Annotated in this window: 15 protein-coding genes and 3 other annotated features; of the genes, 12 read left to right on the top strand and 3 right to left on the bottom strand. The window is 37.7% G+C overall.

Translation table 11 applies throughout. The features are described from left to right. Positions 1–35: 35 nt before the first annotated feature. From ACUN28_RS06290 to ACUN28_RS06310, 5 genes are all read left to right on the top strand, one after another. Positions 36–833: a TrmH family RNA methyltransferase gene (locus ACUN28_RS06290; RefSeq protein ID WP_016086024.1), complete on the top strand. Its 798-nt coding sequence runs from the start codon at positions 36–38 to the stop codon at positions 831–833. A 48-nt stretch (positions 834–881) separates the two neighbouring features. Then, positions 882–1,110: a binding site (T-box leader), on the top strand. A 43-nt stretch (positions 1,111–1,153) separates the two neighbouring features. Further along, positions 1,154–2,188, top strand: coding sequence for a phenylalanine--tRNA ligase subunit alpha (pheS, locus tag ACUN28_RS06295; RefSeq protein ID WP_000388217.1), 1,035 nt, complete (start codon positions 1,154–1,156; stop codon positions 2,186–2,188). Positions 2,189–2,206: 18 nt separating this feature from the next. Next, the gene (gene pheT / locus ACUN28_RS06300; protein ID WP_016136833.1) at positions 2,207–4,627 is read left to right on the top strand and encodes a phenylalanine--tRNA ligase subunit beta; all 2,421 of its coding nucleotides are present in this window, start codon (positions 2,207–2,209) and stop codon (positions 4,625–4,627) included. Between the two features lie 153 nt (positions 4,628–4,780). Further along, positions 4,781–5,032 (top strand) — a binding site (T-box leader). A 52-nt stretch (positions 5,033–5,084) separates the two neighbouring features. Beyond that, positions 5,085–6,476 (top strand): asparagine--tRNA ligase, encoded by a 1,392-nt coding sequence (asnS, locus tag ACUN28_RS06305; protein ID WP_016086026.1) that lies wholly within the window; start codon positions 5,085–5,087, stop codon positions 6,474–6,476. A 97-nt stretch (positions 6,477–6,573) separates the two neighbouring features. Beyond that, positions 6,574–6,708 (top strand): YuzL family protein, encoded by a 135-nt coding sequence (locus tag ACUN28_RS06310; RefSeq protein WP_016086027.1) that lies wholly within the window; start codon positions 6,574–6,576, stop codon positions 6,706–6,708. Between the two features lie 40 nt (positions 6,709–6,748). On the opposite strand, the gene ACUN28_RS06315 is transcribed toward ACUN28_RS06310, so the two are convergent. From ACUN28_RS06315 to rnhC, 3 genes are all read right to left on the bottom strand, one after another. Further along, positions 6,749–7,000: a hypothetical protein gene (locus tag ACUN28_RS06315; protein ID WP_016086028.1), complete on the bottom strand. Its 252-nt coding sequence runs from the start codon at positions 6,998–7,000 to the stop codon at positions 6,749–6,751. After that, on the bottom strand, positions 6,997–7,266 hold the full coding sequence (locus ACUN28_RS06320; protein WP_033660118.1) for a hypothetical protein: 270 nt from the start codon (positions 7,264–7,266) through the stop codon (positions 6,997–6,999). The genes ACUN28_RS06315 and ACUN28_RS06320 overlap by 4 nt, the downstream gene beginning before the upstream one ends. A 117-nt stretch (positions 7,267–7,383) precedes the next feature. Next, on the bottom strand, positions 7,384–8,319 hold the full coding sequence (gene rnhC, locus ACUN28_RS06325) for a ribonuclease HIII (protein WP_098506235.1): 936 nt from the start codon (positions 8,317–8,319) through the stop codon (positions 7,384–7,386). A gap of 124 nt (positions 8,320–8,443) precedes the next feature. On the opposite strand from rnhC, the gene zapA reads away from it, so the two are divergent. From zapA to isdC, 7 genes are all read left to right on the top strand, one after another. Next, positions 8,444–8,713, top strand: a complete 270-nt coding sequence (gene zapA, locus ACUN28_RS06330) for a cell division protein ZapA (protein ID WP_000082701.1) — start codon at positions 8,444–8,446, stop codon at positions 8,711–8,713. Position 8,714: 1 nt separating this feature from the next. Then, entirely contained in the window at positions 8,715–9,254 is a 540-nt protein-coding gene (locus ACUN28_RS06335) for a CvpA family protein (RefSeq protein WP_016136832.1), read from the top strand. 55 nt (positions 9,255–9,309) lie between these two features. Then, entirely contained in the window at positions 9,310–11,028 is a 1,719-nt protein-coding gene (gene polX, locus ACUN28_RS06340) for a DNA polymerase/3'-5' exonuclease PolX (protein WP_016086031.1), read from the top strand. 19 nt (positions 11,029–11,047) lie between these two features. Continuing rightward, positions 11,048–13,408: an endonuclease MutS2 gene (locus tag ACUN28_RS06345; protein WP_016086032.1), complete on the top strand. Its 2,361-nt coding sequence runs from the start codon at positions 11,048–11,050 to the stop codon at positions 13,406–13,408. Positions 13,409–13,603: 195 nt separating this feature from the next. Beyond that, positions 13,604–14,293 carry a 23S rRNA pseudouridine(2604) synthase RluF gene (locus ACUN28_RS06350; protein ID WP_016086033.1) on the top strand — a complete coding sequence of 230 codons (690 nt, stop codon included), beginning with the start codon at positions 13,604–13,606 and terminating at the stop codon, positions 14,291–14,293. Positions 14,294–14,401: 108 nt separating this feature from the next. Continuing rightward, positions 14,402–14,657: a binding site (T-box leader), on the top strand. Between the two features lie 114 nt (positions 14,658–14,771). Further along, positions 14,772–16,097: a branched-chain amino acid transport system II carrier protein BrnQ6 gene (brnQ6, locus tag ACUN28_RS06355; protein ID WP_016136831.1), complete on the top strand. Its 1,326-nt coding sequence runs from the start codon at positions 14,772–14,774 to the stop codon at positions 16,095–16,097. A 500-nt stretch (positions 16,098–16,597) separates the two neighbouring features. After that, positions 16,598–17,308: a heme uptake protein IsdC gene (gene isdC, locus ACUN28_RS06360; RefSeq protein ID WP_016086035.1), complete on the top strand. Its 711-nt coding sequence runs from the start codon at positions 16,598–16,600 to the stop codon at positions 17,306–17,308. Positions 17,309–17,340 lie beyond the last annotated feature (32 nt).

Genomic DNA, 17,340 nt, shown 5'->3' on the forward strand with positions numbered 1-17,340 from the left:
TTTTTTATGTAAATATGTATGAAAAATAGGCTATAATGATAGGACAAGAAAAGAGGGAAATACATATTATGAAAAACATTGATTCAGTACAAAATCCGCGCGTGAAGCAGTGGAAAAAGCTGCAGACGAAAAAAGAGCGCGATAAAAAAGGTTTATTTTTTGTAGAAGGATTCCACTTAGTGGAGGAAGCTTTAAAAGCAGGAGTTGTAACAGAACTTATCGTTTCTGATCAGACAGATCTTCCGAAAGATTGGACAGTTAATGATGTGGAAATGTATATCGTGCCTGAAGCAATCGTAAAAGTACTTCGTGAAACAGAAACGACGCAAGGTGTATTTGCTGTTTGTGAGAAACACGAGAGTGAAGTAGCTCTTGCAGATGGGAAGTTTCTTTTATTAGATGGCCTTCAAGACCCAGGCAACTTAGGGACAATTATTCGTACAGCTGATGCAGCTGGTATTCATGCCGTTGTGCTTGGAGAAGGGTGCGTTGATGCATATAATAGTAAAGTGCTTCGCTCTACACAAGGTTCTATTTTTCATTTACCAGTTGTAAAAGGTAACTTAGAAGAATGGGTAGACAAGCTAAAAGAACAACACGTTCCTGTATATGGAACAGCTCTTGAAAATGGAGTTCCGTATGGTGAAGTAACACCGGTCGGTAGTTTTGCATTAATTGTAGGAAATGAAGGAAGCGGCGTAAGCCAAGAAATTCTTGCGAAAACGGATCAAAACTTGTATATTCCGATTTACGGCGGGGCAGAATCATTAAATGTTGCAGTTGCAGCAGGGATTTTAACGTATTATTTACAAAGCCCAGTTGCGAACAAATAAAAAACTTCTTATAATAAGTTGAAGTATATTATATTAAAAGTTAAATAACGAAAAACGTTGATAGAGAAGAGTAACTTACAAAATCGCCATATAGGGAGAGAATGCCTTAGACTGAAAGCATTCTTATGGTAGACGGAAGTGAATTCACCTCTGGAGTTGGCGCCAGGACCATGTATATGTAAAGGCGTTCCGGTCAGAATTGATCGTTATAACTAATGAGTGGGCAGACATGTTCTGTCAATTTAGGGTGGTACCGCGAATTTACCTCGTCCCTTTTTGGGAGCGGGGTTTTTTTATTTTTAAAATTAGGAGGGTTCCAAATGGAAGCACGTTTAAAAGAGCTAAAGCAAAAAGCGTTAGAGCTTATTGAAGAAGCGAAAGAGCTAAAGGGCTTAAATGACGTACGCGTAGCGTATTTAGGGAAAAAAGGCCCAATTACAGAAGTATTACGCGGCATGGGAAAATTATCAGCAGAAGAGCGTCCACGTATGGGAGCACTAGTAAATGAAGTACGTGAAGCGATTCAAACGCGTCTAGACGACAAAATTGGTAACTTAGAAAAAGCAGTAATTGAAGCGAAATTAGCTACTGAAACAATTGATGTTACACTACCAGGTCGCCCTGTTGAAACAGGTTGTCACCATCCGTTAACAGCTGTTGTTGAGCAAATTGAAGATGTATTCATCGGTATGGGTTATGAAGTAGCTGAAGGAACAGAAGTAGAAAAAGACTACTACAACTTCGAAGCATTAAACTTACCGAAAGATCATCCAGCGCGTGATATGCAAGATACATTCTACATTACAGAAGAAACGTTATTACGTACACATACATCTTCTGTGCAAGCACGTACGATGGAAAACAATAAAGAAAAAGGCCCAATTAAAATTATTTGTCCTGGTAAAGTGTATCGCCGCGATGACGATGATGCGACACATTCACATCAGTTCATGCAAATTGAAGGTCTTGTAATTGATAAAAACATTCGCATGAGTGACTTAAAAGGTACACTACAAGTATTCGTGAAAAAGATGTTCGGTGAAGATCGTGAAATCCGTCTTCGTCCAAGTTTCTTCCCATTCACAGAGCCATCTGTAGAGATGGATATTTCTTGTATGATGTGTCACGGCAAAGGTTGCGGCACTTGTAAAGGAACTGGCTGGATTGAAATTTTAGGCGCAGGTATGGTTCACCCGAACGTACTTGAAATGGCTGGTTATGATTCAAAAGAATATCAAGGTTTCGCATTCGGTATGGGCGCAGAGCGTATCGCAATGTTGAAATACGGCGTAGATGACATTCGTCATTTCTATACAAATGATGTACGTTTCTTACAACAATTCAAACGAGCGTAAGGGAAGGAGAGGATAAGTATGTTCGTATCATATCGTTGGTTACAAGAGTATGTAGATATTAAAGATGTAACAGCACAAGAACTAGCAGACAAAATCACGAAAAGTGGTATTGAAGTAGAAGGTGTTGAAGTATTAAATAAAGGTGTAAAAGGTGTTGTAGTTGGTCACGTATTAGAGTGTGAAAAACACCCACAAGCTGATAAATTAAGCAAATGCTTAATCGATATCGGTGAAGAAGAGCCAGTTCAAATTATTTGTGGAGCTACGAATATTGCAAAAGGTTTAAAAGTACCAGTTGCAAAAGTTGGCGCTGTACTTCCTGGTAACTTCAAAATTAAAAAAGCAAAACTACGTGGTGAAGCTTCTCACGGTATGGTTTGTGCTCTTCAAGAGCTTGGCATTGATGGGAAATTAGTTTCAAAAGAATATGCAGATGGTATCTTCATCTTCCCAAGTGACGCTGAAGTTGGTGCAGATGCACTTGAAATTTTAAACTTACATGATGAAGTACTTGAGCTTGGTTTAACACCAAACCGTGCTGATTGCTTAAATATGTTAGGTGTTGCATATGAAGTAGCTGCTATTTATGGCCGTGAAGTAAAACTTCCAGCTATCGACTTACAAGAAACTGCAGAAAAAACTTCTGATTACATTTCAGTAAGTGTAGAAGCGAAAGAAGAAAACCCATTATATATTGCAAAAATGGTTAAAAACGTAAAAATTGGTCCATCACCAATGTGGATGCAAACTCGCCTTATGGCAGCTGGCATTCGTCCAATTAGCAACGTAGTTGATATTACAAACTACATTTTAATGGAATACGGTCAACCGTTACATGCATTCGATTACGATAAATTAGGTTCAAAAGAAATCGTTGTTCGTCTTGCAAAAGAAGGCGAAAAAATTGAAACGTTAGATGATCAAGAGCGTACATTACAAAGCCACCACCTTGTAATTACAAACGGCACAAAAGCTTTAGCTGTTGCTGGTGTAATGGGCGGAGCGGATTCTGAAGTTACAAATGAGACAGTAAACGTTTTAATTGAATCTGCATACTTCGCAGGTCAAACAGTGCGCCGTACATCAAAAGACTTAGGTCTTCGCAGTGAATCAAGTGCACGTTTCGAAAAAGGAATCGACCCGACACGTACATTTGAAGCAATTCAACACGCAGCTGCTTTAATGGCGAAATACGCTGGAGGAGAAGCACTTGAAGGTGTAGTAGAAGCTGACAACTTACAAGTACAAGAGCGTACAGTATCTGTTACTGCTGAAAAAGTAAACCGTGTATTAGGTACAAATATTTCTGCAAGTGAAATGGGTACAATGTTCACAAACTTGAAATTCCCATTCACAGAAGTAGAAGGAACATTCCATGTGAATGTACCAGCACGTCGTCCTGATATTACAATTTCAGAAGACTTAGTAGAAGAAGTGGGCCGCTTATACGGTTATGATCACATTCCAGTTACATTACCTTCTGGAACGATGACTCGTGGTAAATTAACAGCAGCACAAACGAAACGTCGTAAAGTACGTCGCTTCCTAGAGGGTGCTGGTTTATATGAAGCGATCACATATTCATTAACAAGCGCTGATAAAGCGAAGCAATATATGGTTGAGCCAAATGAAAAAGCTCCTGTAAACCTTGCACTTCCAATGAGTGAAGAGCGTAGCCAACTTCGTCTAAGCTTAGTGCCACAGTTGTTAGAAGCAGTTTCATACAATGTTGCACGTAAAAACGATAGCGTTGCTTTATACGAAGTAGGTTCTATCTTCTTGCCAACAGAAGCAGGAGAACTTCCGAAAGAAGAACAACATCTTGCAGGTGTAATGACAGGTCTTGCTCTTCACCATGCATGGCAAGGTGAGAAGAAAGTAGTAGACTTCTTCGTTATGAAAGGTGTACTAGAAGGACTATTCGACGTACTTGGCGTTTCAAACCAAATCACATATGCACCAGCAAAACGTGAAGGTATGCACCCAGGTCGTACAGCTGACATCGTATTAGATGGCGAAGTAATTGGTTTCATCGGTCAATTGCATCCTGAAGCAGAAAAACAATTAGATGTGAAAAATACATTCGTATTCGAATTATCTCTTGTAAAAGTATTCGGTGCAGACGCAGAGGAAACTTATTACTCAGCAATTCCACGTTTCCCATCTATGACACGTGATATGGCTGTTGTCGTAACGAAAGAAACAAAAGCTGGTGAAATGAAGCAAGTTATTGCTGAAACTGGCGGAGAACTTCTGAAAGACGTAACGCTATTCGACTTATACGAAGGTGAAAAAATGGAAGAAGGCAAGAAATCACTTGCATTCTCTATGACCTACTTCGATGCAGAACGTACGTTAACAGACGAAGAAGTAACAGAAGCACATAACCGTGTGTTAACAACGGTAGAAGAGAAATTCGGTGCGGAGTTACGTAAGTAATTAGAAAATTGCCGGATTCATTCCGGCAATTTTTTTATTGCACAATCGTCTAAAGATGTCGGTAAGTCGATATATTATAAAAATCGCTTATATATTTTCTGGCATCTTGCATCTTTCTCTCGAATGTAGTACATTAATTTTAGTTTAACAAAACGAAAGACGATGATAAGGAAAAGTAGTATATACTATAATCCAAAGCGAGTCAGGGATGGTGAGAGCCTGATGAGGCGGTATATGTGAAGAACACCTTGGAGTTGCTAACCGAAATTGAATCTTGTATTCAAGAGTAGACTTAGACGGGAATCCGGCCTGTTACAAACCGGGAAGTATGTATTACATACGAGTTAAAGTTGGTCTTTATGACAAATTGGGTGGTACCGCGAAGTTTAACCTTTCGTCCCTTTATGGATGAAAGGTTTTTTTGTATTTAAATATATCAGCAAAGGAGAATTTCACTATGGAAAACACATTAGTAAAAAGTCTGTATAGAGATACAGATAAATACGCAGGTCAAACAGTACAAGTATCAGGGTGGATTCGTAACTTACGTGATTCAAAAGCATTTGGTTTCATCGAATTAAACGACGGTAGCTTCTTCAAAAGCGTTCAAATCGTTTTCGATACAGAATTAGAGAACTTCAAAGAAATTGCAAAACTTCCACTTAGCTCTTCAGTTAAAGTAGAAGGTAAAGTAATTGCAACGCCTGGAGCGAAGCAACCATTTGAAATTAAAGCAGAAAAAATTGATATCGAGGGTTTATCAGATTCTGATTACCCACTTCAAAAGAAACGTCATACGTTTGAATACTTACGTACAATCGCTCACTTACGTCCAAGAACAAATGCATTCTCTGCAACGTTCCGCGTACGTTCTATCGCAGCATTTGCGATTCACCAGTTCTTCCAAGAGCGTGGATTCGTACATGTTCACACACCAATCATCACTGGTAGTGATACAGAAGGTGCTGGCGAAATGTTCCGCGTAACAACGCAAGATTTAAACAACGTACCAAAAGGTGAAGACGGACAAGTTGATGAAGCAAAAGACTTCTTCGGCAAAGAAACAAACTTAACAGTAAGTGGACAGCTGAACGCTGAAGCTTATGCATTAGCATTCCGTGATGTATACACATTCGGACCTACATTCCGTGCAGAAAACTCAAACACAACTCGCCACGCTGCTGAGTTCTGGATGGTTGAGCCTGAGATTGCATTCGCTGAATTAGGTGACGTAATGGATCTTACAGAAGATATGCTGAAATATGCAATGAAATACGTACTAGAGCATGCGCCAGAAGAAATGGAATTCTTCAACAGCTTCGTTGATAAGACAGTTCTAGAGCGTATGAACAATGTGATTAACTCTGACTTCGGTCGTATCACATATACAGAAGCAATTAAAGTACTTCAAGAATCAGGTGCTGACTTCAAATACCCAGTAGAATGGGGTATTGACTTACAAACAGAGCATGAAAGATACTTATCAGAAGAGATCTTCAAACGCCCTGTATTCGTAACTGACTATCCGAAAGACATTAAAGCGTTCTACATGCGTATGAATGAAGATGGAAAAACAGTAGCTGCTACTGACCTTCTAGTTCCTGGCATCGGCGAATTAATCGGCGGAAGTCAACGTGAAGAAAGAATGGACGTTTTAGTAGACAGAATTAAAGAATTAGGTATGAACGAAGAGGACTACTGGTGGTACTTAGAACTTAGAAAATACGGCGGTACAAAACACGCTGGATTCGGTCTAGGTTTCGAGCGCTTCCTAATGTATATCACTGGCATGGCTAACATCCGTGACGTAATTCCATTCCCAAGAACTCCAGGTTCTTCTGAGTTCTAAACTATTCAAAATAAAAAGCGAGAGGATTTCCTCTCGCTTTTTATTTTGAATAGTTTAGTACCTCGTAGCAAAAAGTAACGCGAAGGGGTGAATATAAATGAGTAAAAAAGTGAAAAAAGATCATTCAAGATCAAGCCTTGGTTCTCCAGAAATAGAAGGACAAGGAACGACGACACATGAAACAGGTTCTCATAAAGTATCTTCATCAAATAAGAAGCAGAAACGAAGCTAACATAAAAAAGGAGAGTCTTGGCGGCTCTCCTTTTTATGTGTTACATCTTATTATCGTTAATTTCTTTTGTAATGTTATCTACATCTTTGTCTAATCGATCTAAATAGAAAAACCACAGTAAGCTTATGAACACGTAATAGATGGCCATAACGCCAAGATTATCAGATATGTTTTCGAATGTGGATTTAGTAGTGAATAAAACTCCCCAAATGGTAGAAATAATGAAGTAAGAAAGCGGGCCTACTAGGTGTACGAAAACATATAATAACTTTTTCACTTTTACAGCGTTCATATGAAAAACCTCCTTTTTCTTATCATACATTCAAGTTCCTCACAGAAGTGTTGTAGTTTTGCTGGATTATGTATTAACGAGCGGGCATCGTGTTTCCCGATAAATCTTCGGATCCGAAAGTTTAATAAGAAAGATCGGCCATAGCGTTCTATTAAATCGTTGAACTCTCGTTGTTCACTTAGTAGCTGAATGTTTTCTCTAATTTCGAACTGTCTTTCGTGTGGATCACCTAGTAAGATATTTAGAATCATTTGTAGAAGTAGCAATGGGAATCCCCTTCCTTAATTTGAATAATCTGTATATTTATATTGTAACAAAAATATAAGGTCGATAGTAGGGTGAAACAAAAAACAGGAGTTTGTAGGCTCCTGTTTTTGTCGATACTATTTTAATAAGCGAAACGCCTTCTCCGTATTAGCAAAATGCAGTTTCACAAACTCAGGTAATCGTTCTTTACCAAGTTTTTGAATTAATTTAGCAGCAGCGATATCAACTTGTTTACCAGCACCTTTTGGAAGTGGCATACCAGCTTTTTTGCTTAGTTCGTCAAACTGTTTTACGAATGAGTAGCGAGCTAAAATAGAAGCAGCGGCTACTGCTAAATGGACGCTTTCGCCTTTCGTCGCGAAGTAAACATTTTCACGCTGTACCTGTTTTTGTTTTGCTAAATATTTGTAGTATGTATTAGGTTGTGTGAATTGGTCGATTAAGATGCCTTCAGGTTTTGTAGGCTCAATTTTAGCTAATAAGTTTGTAATAGCTTTATTATGTAGTAAAGCTTTTAACTTACCTTGGTTGTTTCCTTTATCAAATAGTTCGTTATATTTTTCATTATGAAGGACAAGAGAACTGTAAGGAACAACGTGTAGAAGTTGTTTCGCAATGGCAGTAATTTGATCGTCATTTAAGTTTTTAGAGTCTTTTACACCAAGTTCTTTTAAAAGTGGAATTTGCTTCGCATCCACATATACAGCAACTACTGTCATCGGCCCGAAGAAATCACCAGTACCAACTTCATCTGACCCTACGATAGACATTGTACCAATGGAAGTAGGCGGTGCATAACGGTGTGAATCGACAGATTTTTTTACAGCTGTTTTCGGTGTTTGAGAGACAGTTTGCCAACGAGAAGCCTCTGCTTCAGCACGTCCGCCTTGGAACATTACTTTTCCAGATTTATACGCTGTAATTGTGCAAGATGGTACCTTTGCCATGAAGATCCCGCCTTGCGGGATTTTCGGGCTAAGCGAGTGTTTATATTGTTGTTTCATGTCTTCAATTACTGTAGAATTTGTTTGAATTACGATAGAATTTGACATAATGGTCGCCCCTTTTTTTATATTGTTATTTTTATCATATCGGATTGTTCTTTCTGTTTCCATATTATGAAGGTTCATGGTATGATAAACTTTAGGATTCTGTACGTGATTGGAGGCCGGTGAGTTGTCACAACAAAAGGGAAAGAAAAGTCGAATTAATGTAGAAATCTATGGTCAGCAATATTCAGTTGTTGGCGATGAAAGTACAAGTCATATCCGCATGGTAGCAGCGATTGTGGATGATAAAATGCGCGAACTCAATGCCAAGAATCCTTCGCTTGACACGAGTAGACTAGCGGTATTGACGGCGGTAAACGTCATACACGATTACATAAAATTAAAAGAAGAACATGAGAAATTGAAAGAAAGTATGACAAAAAAAGGAATGGAATAACATGATTGATATTATTATCATTTTACTGCTTGTTATGGGATTTTTCCTCGGCTTACGCAGAGGGTTTATTCTGCAACTTGTAAAGTTAACAAGCTTTATTATCGCATACCTTGTTGCATACTGGTACTGTAAAGATTTAGCGCCAGCACTTGCGAAATTTATTCCGTATCCATTTGATAAAAACGTATCTGTTCCAGAATGGATTGATGCAAATAATATTGAGACAGTATTTTATCAAGCGCTTGCGTTTATCATATTGTTTATTATCACAAAAATTGCACTTTCGTTACTTGGTAATTTGTTAAATATGTTTGCAGAAATACCGGTTTTAAAGCAAGTAAATGCGTTTGCGGGGGCAATCCTCGGATTTTTAGAAGTATATATTATTTTGTTTGTCTTAATTATCATTGGAAACATTCTTCCGATTGAACAAGTACAAACACCATTACAAAAATCATCAATTAGCAAAATAATTATAGACGATACACCGATTCTCTCTGAAAAGGTGAAGGAACTATGGCAGACAGGTAGCAGAGTATAACTTCTCTTTTTTCGGAAAGAGGAGTTTTTTTCTATGAAAGAAAGGCGGGGTAATGATGAAAGTAAATAAAAAACAAGTTATTAAATTACTAGAGACAATCGGGCTTTTTATGGAACTAAAGGGCGCAAATCCATTTAAAATATCTGCATTTCGTAAGGCGGCAGCAGCATTAGAAAGTGACGATCGCAGTCTTTCTGAAATTGAAGATTTCACGAAGATTCCAGGTATCGGAAAAGGAACAGCGGCAGTTATTCAAGAATATATAGAATCGGGAACATCTGAAGTATTACAAGAGCTTGAAAAAGAAGTGCCAAGTAGCTTATTACCGTTATTAAAATTACCAGGCCTTGGTGGTAAAAAGGTAGCTAAGTTATATAAAGAACTTGGTGTTGTTGATATGGAATCGCTAAAAGCGGTTTGTGAGGAAAATAAAGTACAAGCTTTAGCAGGTTTCGGTAAGAAGACAGAAGAGAAAATATTAGAGGCAATTGATCAAGTAGGCTCTCGTCCAGAGCGTTTACCAATCGCGATGGTATTGCCTATTGCCGGGGAAATAGAGGAGAAATTGTCGAATATTGCTGAAGTAATTCGTTTCTCTCGCGCTGGTAGTTTGCGCCGTGTTCGTGAAACAGTGAAAGATTTAGACTTTATCATTGCAACGACAGAACCAGCAGCAGTACGTGAGCATTTACTGCAATTCGATAATATGATTGAAGTAATCGCAAGTGGAGATACGAAAGTTTCTGTTCGTCTTCAATATGAATATGATATTTCAATCGATTTCCGTTTAGTAAAACCAGAAGAATTTATTACAACGCTTCACCATTTCACAGGATCAAAAGACCATAACGTGAAAATGCGTCAAATCGCAAAAGATAAAGGCGAGAAAATTAGTGAGTACGGTGTAGAAAACTTAGAAACAGGTGAAGTGAAGACGTTTGAAACAGAAGAGGAGTTCTTTGCTCATTTCGGTCTTCCGTTTATCCCGCCAGAAGTGCGTGAAGATGGAAAAGAAATTGAATTAATTAAAGAGTATCCAAACTTAATTCAGTTTTCCGATATACAAGGTGATTTACATATGCATACAACGTGGAGTGACGGTGCTTTTTCTATTGAAGAAATGGTACAAGCGTGCCGCGCTCGTGGATATAAGTTTATGGCAATCACTGATCACTCACAATACTTGAAAGTAGCGAACGGTTTAACGAAAGAGCGCCTTCGTGAACAAGCGAAAGAAATTGAACGTATGAATGAAAAGTATCCAGACATTACAATTTTACGCGGAATTGAAATGGATATTTTACCGGATGCAACACTTGATTTTGATGATGAAGTACTAGCAGAATTAGATTATGTTATTGGAGCGATTCACTCTAGCTTCTCACAAGACCGTGAAACGATTATGAAACGTCTTCGCGCTGCGCTAGAGAATAAGCATGTCACAATGATTGCTCATCCGACAGGACGTCTTCTTGGACGTCGTGAGGGTTATGATGTAGATACAGATTTATTAATTGAACTCGCAAAAGAGACAAATACAGTTTTAGAATTAAATGCGAATCCAAACCGTCTAGATTTAAGCGCGAAATTATTAAAACAAGCACAAGATGCTGGTGTAAAAGTAGCGATTAATACGGATGCTCATACGCTTGAAATGTTAGAAGATATGGAAACAGGTGTAGCAGCGGCACGTAAAGGTTGGATTCAAAAAGATAACGTAATTAACACATGGGATATTGAACGTTTATTAGACTATATTAAACGTAATAAGTAACACAAGGGGGACCTGCAACATGTTAGAAAGAACGTTGCGTGTATTAGAATACAATAAAGTAAAAGAACAATTACTTGAACATACAGCCTCTTCACTTGGCCGTGACAAAGTGAAGCATTTAGTGCCGAGCACTGATTTTGAAGAAATCGTAGAAATGCAAGATACAACGGATGAAGCAGCGAAAGTCATTCGTTTGAAAGGTAATGCACCATTAGGTGGTATTACGGATATTCGCTCAAATGTGAAGCGTGCAAAGATTGGAAGTATGTTAAGCCCGAATGAACTACTGGATATTGCCAATACGATGTATGGTAGTCGCAATATGAAACGTTTCATTGAAGATATGGTTGATAATGGTGTCGAGCTTCCCATTTTAGAAACTCATGTTGCTCAAATTGTATCTTTATATGATTTAGAAAAGAAGATTACAAATTGCATCGGTGATGGCGGTGAAGTAGTCGATAGCGCAAGTGATAAACTGCGTGGTATTCGTACTCAAATTCGTACTGCGGAAAGCCGTATTCGTGAAAAGTTAGAAAACATGACGCGTTCTTCCAACGCGCAAAAGATGCTGTCTGACGCGATTGTAACGATTCGTAACGAACGTTACGTAATCCCAGTAAAACAAGAATATCGCGGCGTATATGGCGGTATTGTTCACGATCAATCAGCTTCTGGACAAACGTTATTTATTGAACCACAAGTCATTGTAGAATTAAATAACGCGCTTCAAGAAGCACGAGTGAAAGAAAAACAAGAGATTGAACGCATCTTATTGATGTTAACAGAAGAAGTGGCAGTAGAAGCGGATATCGTTTTATCGAACGTAGAAGTAGTTGCGAATCTTGACTTCATCTTTGCGAAAGCTTTTTATGCCAAGCGTATTAAAGCAACGAAGCCAATCGTAAATAACGAGCGCTATATGGATTTAAGACAAGCACGTCATCCGCTTATTGATCCGGAAATTATCGTGCCAAATAATATTATGTTAGGTAAAGATTTCACGACAATTGTTATTACAGGACCGAACACAGGTGGTAAAACAGTTACGCTGAAAACAGTTGGTATTTGTGTACTAATGGCGCAATCTGGTCTTCATATTCCAGTAATGGATGAATCAGAGATTTGTGTATTCAAAAATATCTTTGCTGATATCGGTGATGAGCAATCGATTGAACAAAGTTTAAGTACGTTCTCCTCACATATGGTGAACATTGTTGATATTTTAGAAAAAGCTGATTTTGAAAGCTTAGTTTTATTCGATGAATTAGGAGCTGGAACAGACCCGCAAGAAGGGGCTGCATTAGCAATTTCAATCTTAGATGAAGTATGTAATCGTGGTGCTCGCGTTGTTGCAACGACGCATTACCCAGAATTAAAAGCATACGGATATAATCGTGAGCAAGTTATTAATGCGAGCGTTGAGTTCGACGTGAACACATTAAGCCCAACGTATAAATTATTAATCGGTGTACCAGGACGTAGTAATGCCTTTGAAATTTCGAAACGCCTTGGATTATCTGATCGCGTGATTGATCAAGCTCGTAACCACATTAGTACAGATACAAACAAAATTGAAAATATGATTGCGAAGTTAGAAGAAAGTCAAAAGAACGCAGAACGTGACTGGAACGAAGCAGAAGCACTTCGTAAGCAATCTGAAAAACTGCATCGCGAATTACAGCGTCAAATTATTGAATTTAATGATGAGCGCGATGAAAAATTATTAAAAGCGCAAAAAGAAGGGGAAGAAAAAGTCGAAGCTGCAAAGAAAGAAGCAGAAGGCATTATTCAAGAACTTCGTCAATTGCGTAAAGCACAGCTTGTAAACGTGAAAGACCATGAGCTTATTGAAGCGAAGAGCCGTCTAGAAGGTGCGGCGCCAGAGCTTGTGAAGAAACAAAAAGTAAACGTGAAAAACACAGCGCCGAAACAACAATTACGCGCAGGTGATGAAGTAAAAGTATTAACGTTCGGTCAAAAAGGTCAATTACTTGAAAAGGTAAGTGATACAGAGTGGAGCGTACAAATTGGTATTCTGAAGATGAAAGTGAAAGAATCCAATATGGAATACATTAATACACCGAAGCAAACTGAGAAAAAAGCAGTTGCAAGTGTGAAGGGAAGAGATTATCACGTTTCCTTAGAGCTTGACCTTCGTGGTGAACGTTATGAAGATGCAATGATGCGTGTTGAAAAATATTTAGACGATGCCCAGCTTGCAAGCTATCCTCGCGTCTCAATTATTCACGGTAAAGGAACAGGAGCGCTTCGCCAAGGTGTACAAGACTACTTGAAGAAACATCGCGGCGTGAAAAACTACCGCTACGGTGACATGGGCGAGGGAGGCCTAGGCGTGACAGTTGTCGAATTAAAATAGAAAACAACGAAACAAAGGGGAAACCATTATATGTTTATGGACAAACTTGCAAAAGTATTGTTAGCTTGTTGCGGAATATTTTTGGTGATTGGGGTTATTTATTTAGTTGTTTTTGCGAAGTGAAAAAGCGTCAATCGTGGCATAATGATATTGCCATAGATTGACGCTTTTAATATATGTGAAAAGGAATAAGACATGAAAATCAACCAATACATAAGCGAAGCAAAATCCTGCTCAAGACGTGAGACAGATCGTCTTATTAAAGCTGGACGCGTGGCTATTAACGGTGAAATATGTACGCACGGTGCACCTGTGAGCGATGGTGATGTCGTGACGATTGATGGACAGGTTATTGCAAAAGAAGAGAAGGAAAAGGTGTATATTGCCTTTCATAAACCAGTAGGCATTACTTGTACAGCAGCCGATCATATTGAAGATAATATTATTGACTATATCAATTACCCAGAGCGTATCTTTCCTGTTGGGCGATTGGATAAAGCGTCAGAAGGACTTATTTTATTAACAAATGATGGTGCGATTGCGAATCAAATTTTACATGGTGATCATGAGCACGAGAAAGAATATGTTGTCACAGTCGATAAACCTTTTACAGATTGGTTTATTGATGAGATGTCCAGCGGTGTAAAGATTAAAGATGGCATGACGAAGCCATGTAAAGTGACGAGAGTTGATCAGTCTACATTTCGCATCGTTTTAACGCAAGGGATGAACAGACAAATTCGTAGAATGAGCCGTGCTTTCGGGTTTACTGTGACAAAACTAAAGCGAGAACGCATTATGAATATAGAGCTAAATGATCTTGAAGTAGGAAAGTGGAGAGACATTACAGCTGAAGAATTAGAATTATTAATAGGGCAGTTATAGGGAGGGGAAATTTTCTCCCTATATTTTTTTGTCAGAAAAAATAAAACTATTGATTTTTTAAAAAATAGCCCATATAATAAAAAACAACAAGTTTCGACAAGATATTTTATAAAAGTAATGATGAGGACATGAGTTGTTTTCTACGATTCTCAGAGAGGGAAGCCTTAGGCTGTGAGCTTCCTAATACGAAAAGACAAGCTTACCACCTCTAAACTTCAAGAGTGAACTGCATGCATGATGCATTGTAATTCTTGGCGGATAAAACCGTTATCAATTTACACGAGCTATAAAATGAGCTTATTTCGTTATAAATTCATTTTATTAGAATAAGGGTGGAACCACGATTTCAACACTCGTCCCTTTGTTAGGGACGGGTGTTTTTTGCGTTCTTTTATGGGGAAGTATGCTTGAAAGAGGATATATGACGGATTTTAATTCAGAATATTTTGTTAAATAAAAAATTAGGAGGTTAGTAGAAATGAAATCATCTTTAAAGTTTTCTGAGATGTTTGCAATAAGTTTAATGTTATTTGCACTATTTTTCGGTGCGGGTAATATGATTTTTCCACCAGCATTAGGACAAGGTGCTGGAACAGATGTATGGATCGCGTTGTTTGGTTTTATTGTAACAGGAGTTGGGCTACCGTTATTAGGGGTAATTGTTATAGCTTTAAAGGGAGATATTAATGAGCTAGCAGGGCGTGTACACCCTATATTCGCACTAGTTTTTATCACTGCAATTTATTTATGTTTAGGCGTATTCGTAAGTGTACCGCGTACAGGAACTGTTGCTTATGAAATGAGTATTGCACCGTTTTTACCAAGTGAGATAGCTGGTCAATCATATCCACTTGTTATCTTTACATTTATTTTCTTTGCCGTAACTTTCTATCTAGCTTTAAATCCGTCGAAATTAGTGGGGCGCATTGGTAAAGTGTTAACTCCAATTTTGTTAGCTGTTATTGCAATTATCGTAGGTAAAGCACTTATTACACCAATTGGAGAATTTGGTGCACCGACAGAAGCGTATAGTGCTCCGCTCTTTAAAGGTTTTATTGATGGATATTTAACTTTAGATGGACTTGCAGCACTTGTTTTCGGAAATGTTGTGATTAATGCGTTAAAAGCAAAAGGTGTTACAAATAAGAACAGCATTGCAAAAGTAACAATCTTTGCAGGATTTATTGCAGCGCTTGGTTTACTACTTGTTTATTTAGTGCTTGCTTATCTGGGAGCTTCTAGTGTGTCTCTTGGAATGGGAGCAAACGGAGGAATTATTTTAACAAACGTTGTAAATCATTTGTTTGGTAGTTATGGAACTTTATTATTAGGAATTGCAATTACAGCAGCATGTTTAACAACTTCTGTAGGTATTGTTGCAGCTTGTGGGGAATATTTTTCTTCCTTATTACCAAAGCTTTCTTATCAAAAGGTCGTTTTCATTTTCTGTGTATTAGCATTTATGGTAGCGAATCTTGGATTAACTCAGTTAAATGCATTAGCATTACCGATTTTAATTGCAATTTACCCAATTGGTATCGTGCTGATTGTATTATCACTTGTTGAAAACTACGTTCGTCTTCCATTAGCGATGTATGTAGGTGGTATTGTAGGAGCATTTGCAATAAGTTTCTTTGATGGATTACACAATGCAAACCTTCAAATCGCAGCGCTAGCCCCTATTTTAGATAAGATTCCATTATATAGTGTAGGCATTGGTTGGCTAGTTCCAGGCATAATCGGTATAGGATTTGGTTATATAGTTTCTAAGTTTCAAAAGCAGGAAATTGCTGTAGAAAAATAGAGGAAAGAGGCTTTCTATGAAAGAAAGCCTCTTTTTTTGTAGAAAAAGCCGTATATAGAGAAATTTAGATATTAAAAATTTTATACGTAATATAGTTGACAAAAAATTTACGAGTAGGCTAAGATTGACTTAGTTGTGGAAATATTGGAAGGAAAGTGAGGAGTGAAAGGTATAAGGTTTTCTATAACGATATCATTTTTGTAGATAGAGGTGATAGAGTAGGAAAATGGATAGTTTTATTTTTTTTGAGTTTCATTGAGAATGATAATCAACAAATAGGATAGGGACTTATGTTAAAATAGGAATCGCTCTTTATACGGAATAGAGAGGGATATTATTTTTAATATCAAGTGAGAATGATAATCAATAATGTCTACAGTACATAAAGAAAGTACAATTAAATAATGGTAGAGGATTATTATTTTTTTCTTATAAATTGAGAATAATTATCATTTTCAAAAGAGTGTGGATGAAAGATAAACAAGGAGGAAGTAAGCCAAATGAGAAAGATTTCTGTATTACCCGCTTTTATTATAACGTTCGTATGTATGCTAGCTTTTCTTGTCATGCCATATGGGAAAGCTTCAGCACAACTAGCTGACGGTACTTATGATATTAACTATGTCATTCAAAAAGCGGAAAATGATTCAGCTTCAATGGCAAATGATTATTTTGAAAAACCAGCTAAGTTAGTTGTAAAAAATGGTGAGATGAGAGTACAAATTCCGATGAATCATAGTGCTTGGATTACAGAATTTAAAGCACCTGAGAATGGGAATTTTATTGATGCGAAAGTTGTTAGTAAAGATGAATCAGCAGATAAAAGAACTGTAGAGTTTAAAATAGACGACTTATCTAAACCAGCAGCTGTAAAGATTCATGTTGTTGTACCAGATGTGAATTATGACCATCACTACACAATTCGCTTTGCGTTTGATGCAAATGTAAAAGCGGTAGGTGGCGATAACGGTGTAGCTGCTACAACAAAAAATAATGACCAAGCGAAAACAGATACACAAGTAAAAGAAGAGAAAACAAAAGTAGAGAGTAAGGAAACAGCTAAAGAAGCGAACAAAGAAACAAAAAATGAAAATGGAAAAGCTGAAAAAACAGATAACCCCAAAACAGGCGATGAAGCACGTATTGGATTGTTTGCAGCGCTAATTCTAATTTCAGGTGTTTTCTTAATCCGTAAAGTACGTCAAAACTAAATAAAGGAGCGGTATTCCATTGAATAAATATT

The sequence above is a fragment of the Bacillus sp. WC2507 genome, from assembly GCF_052656125.1.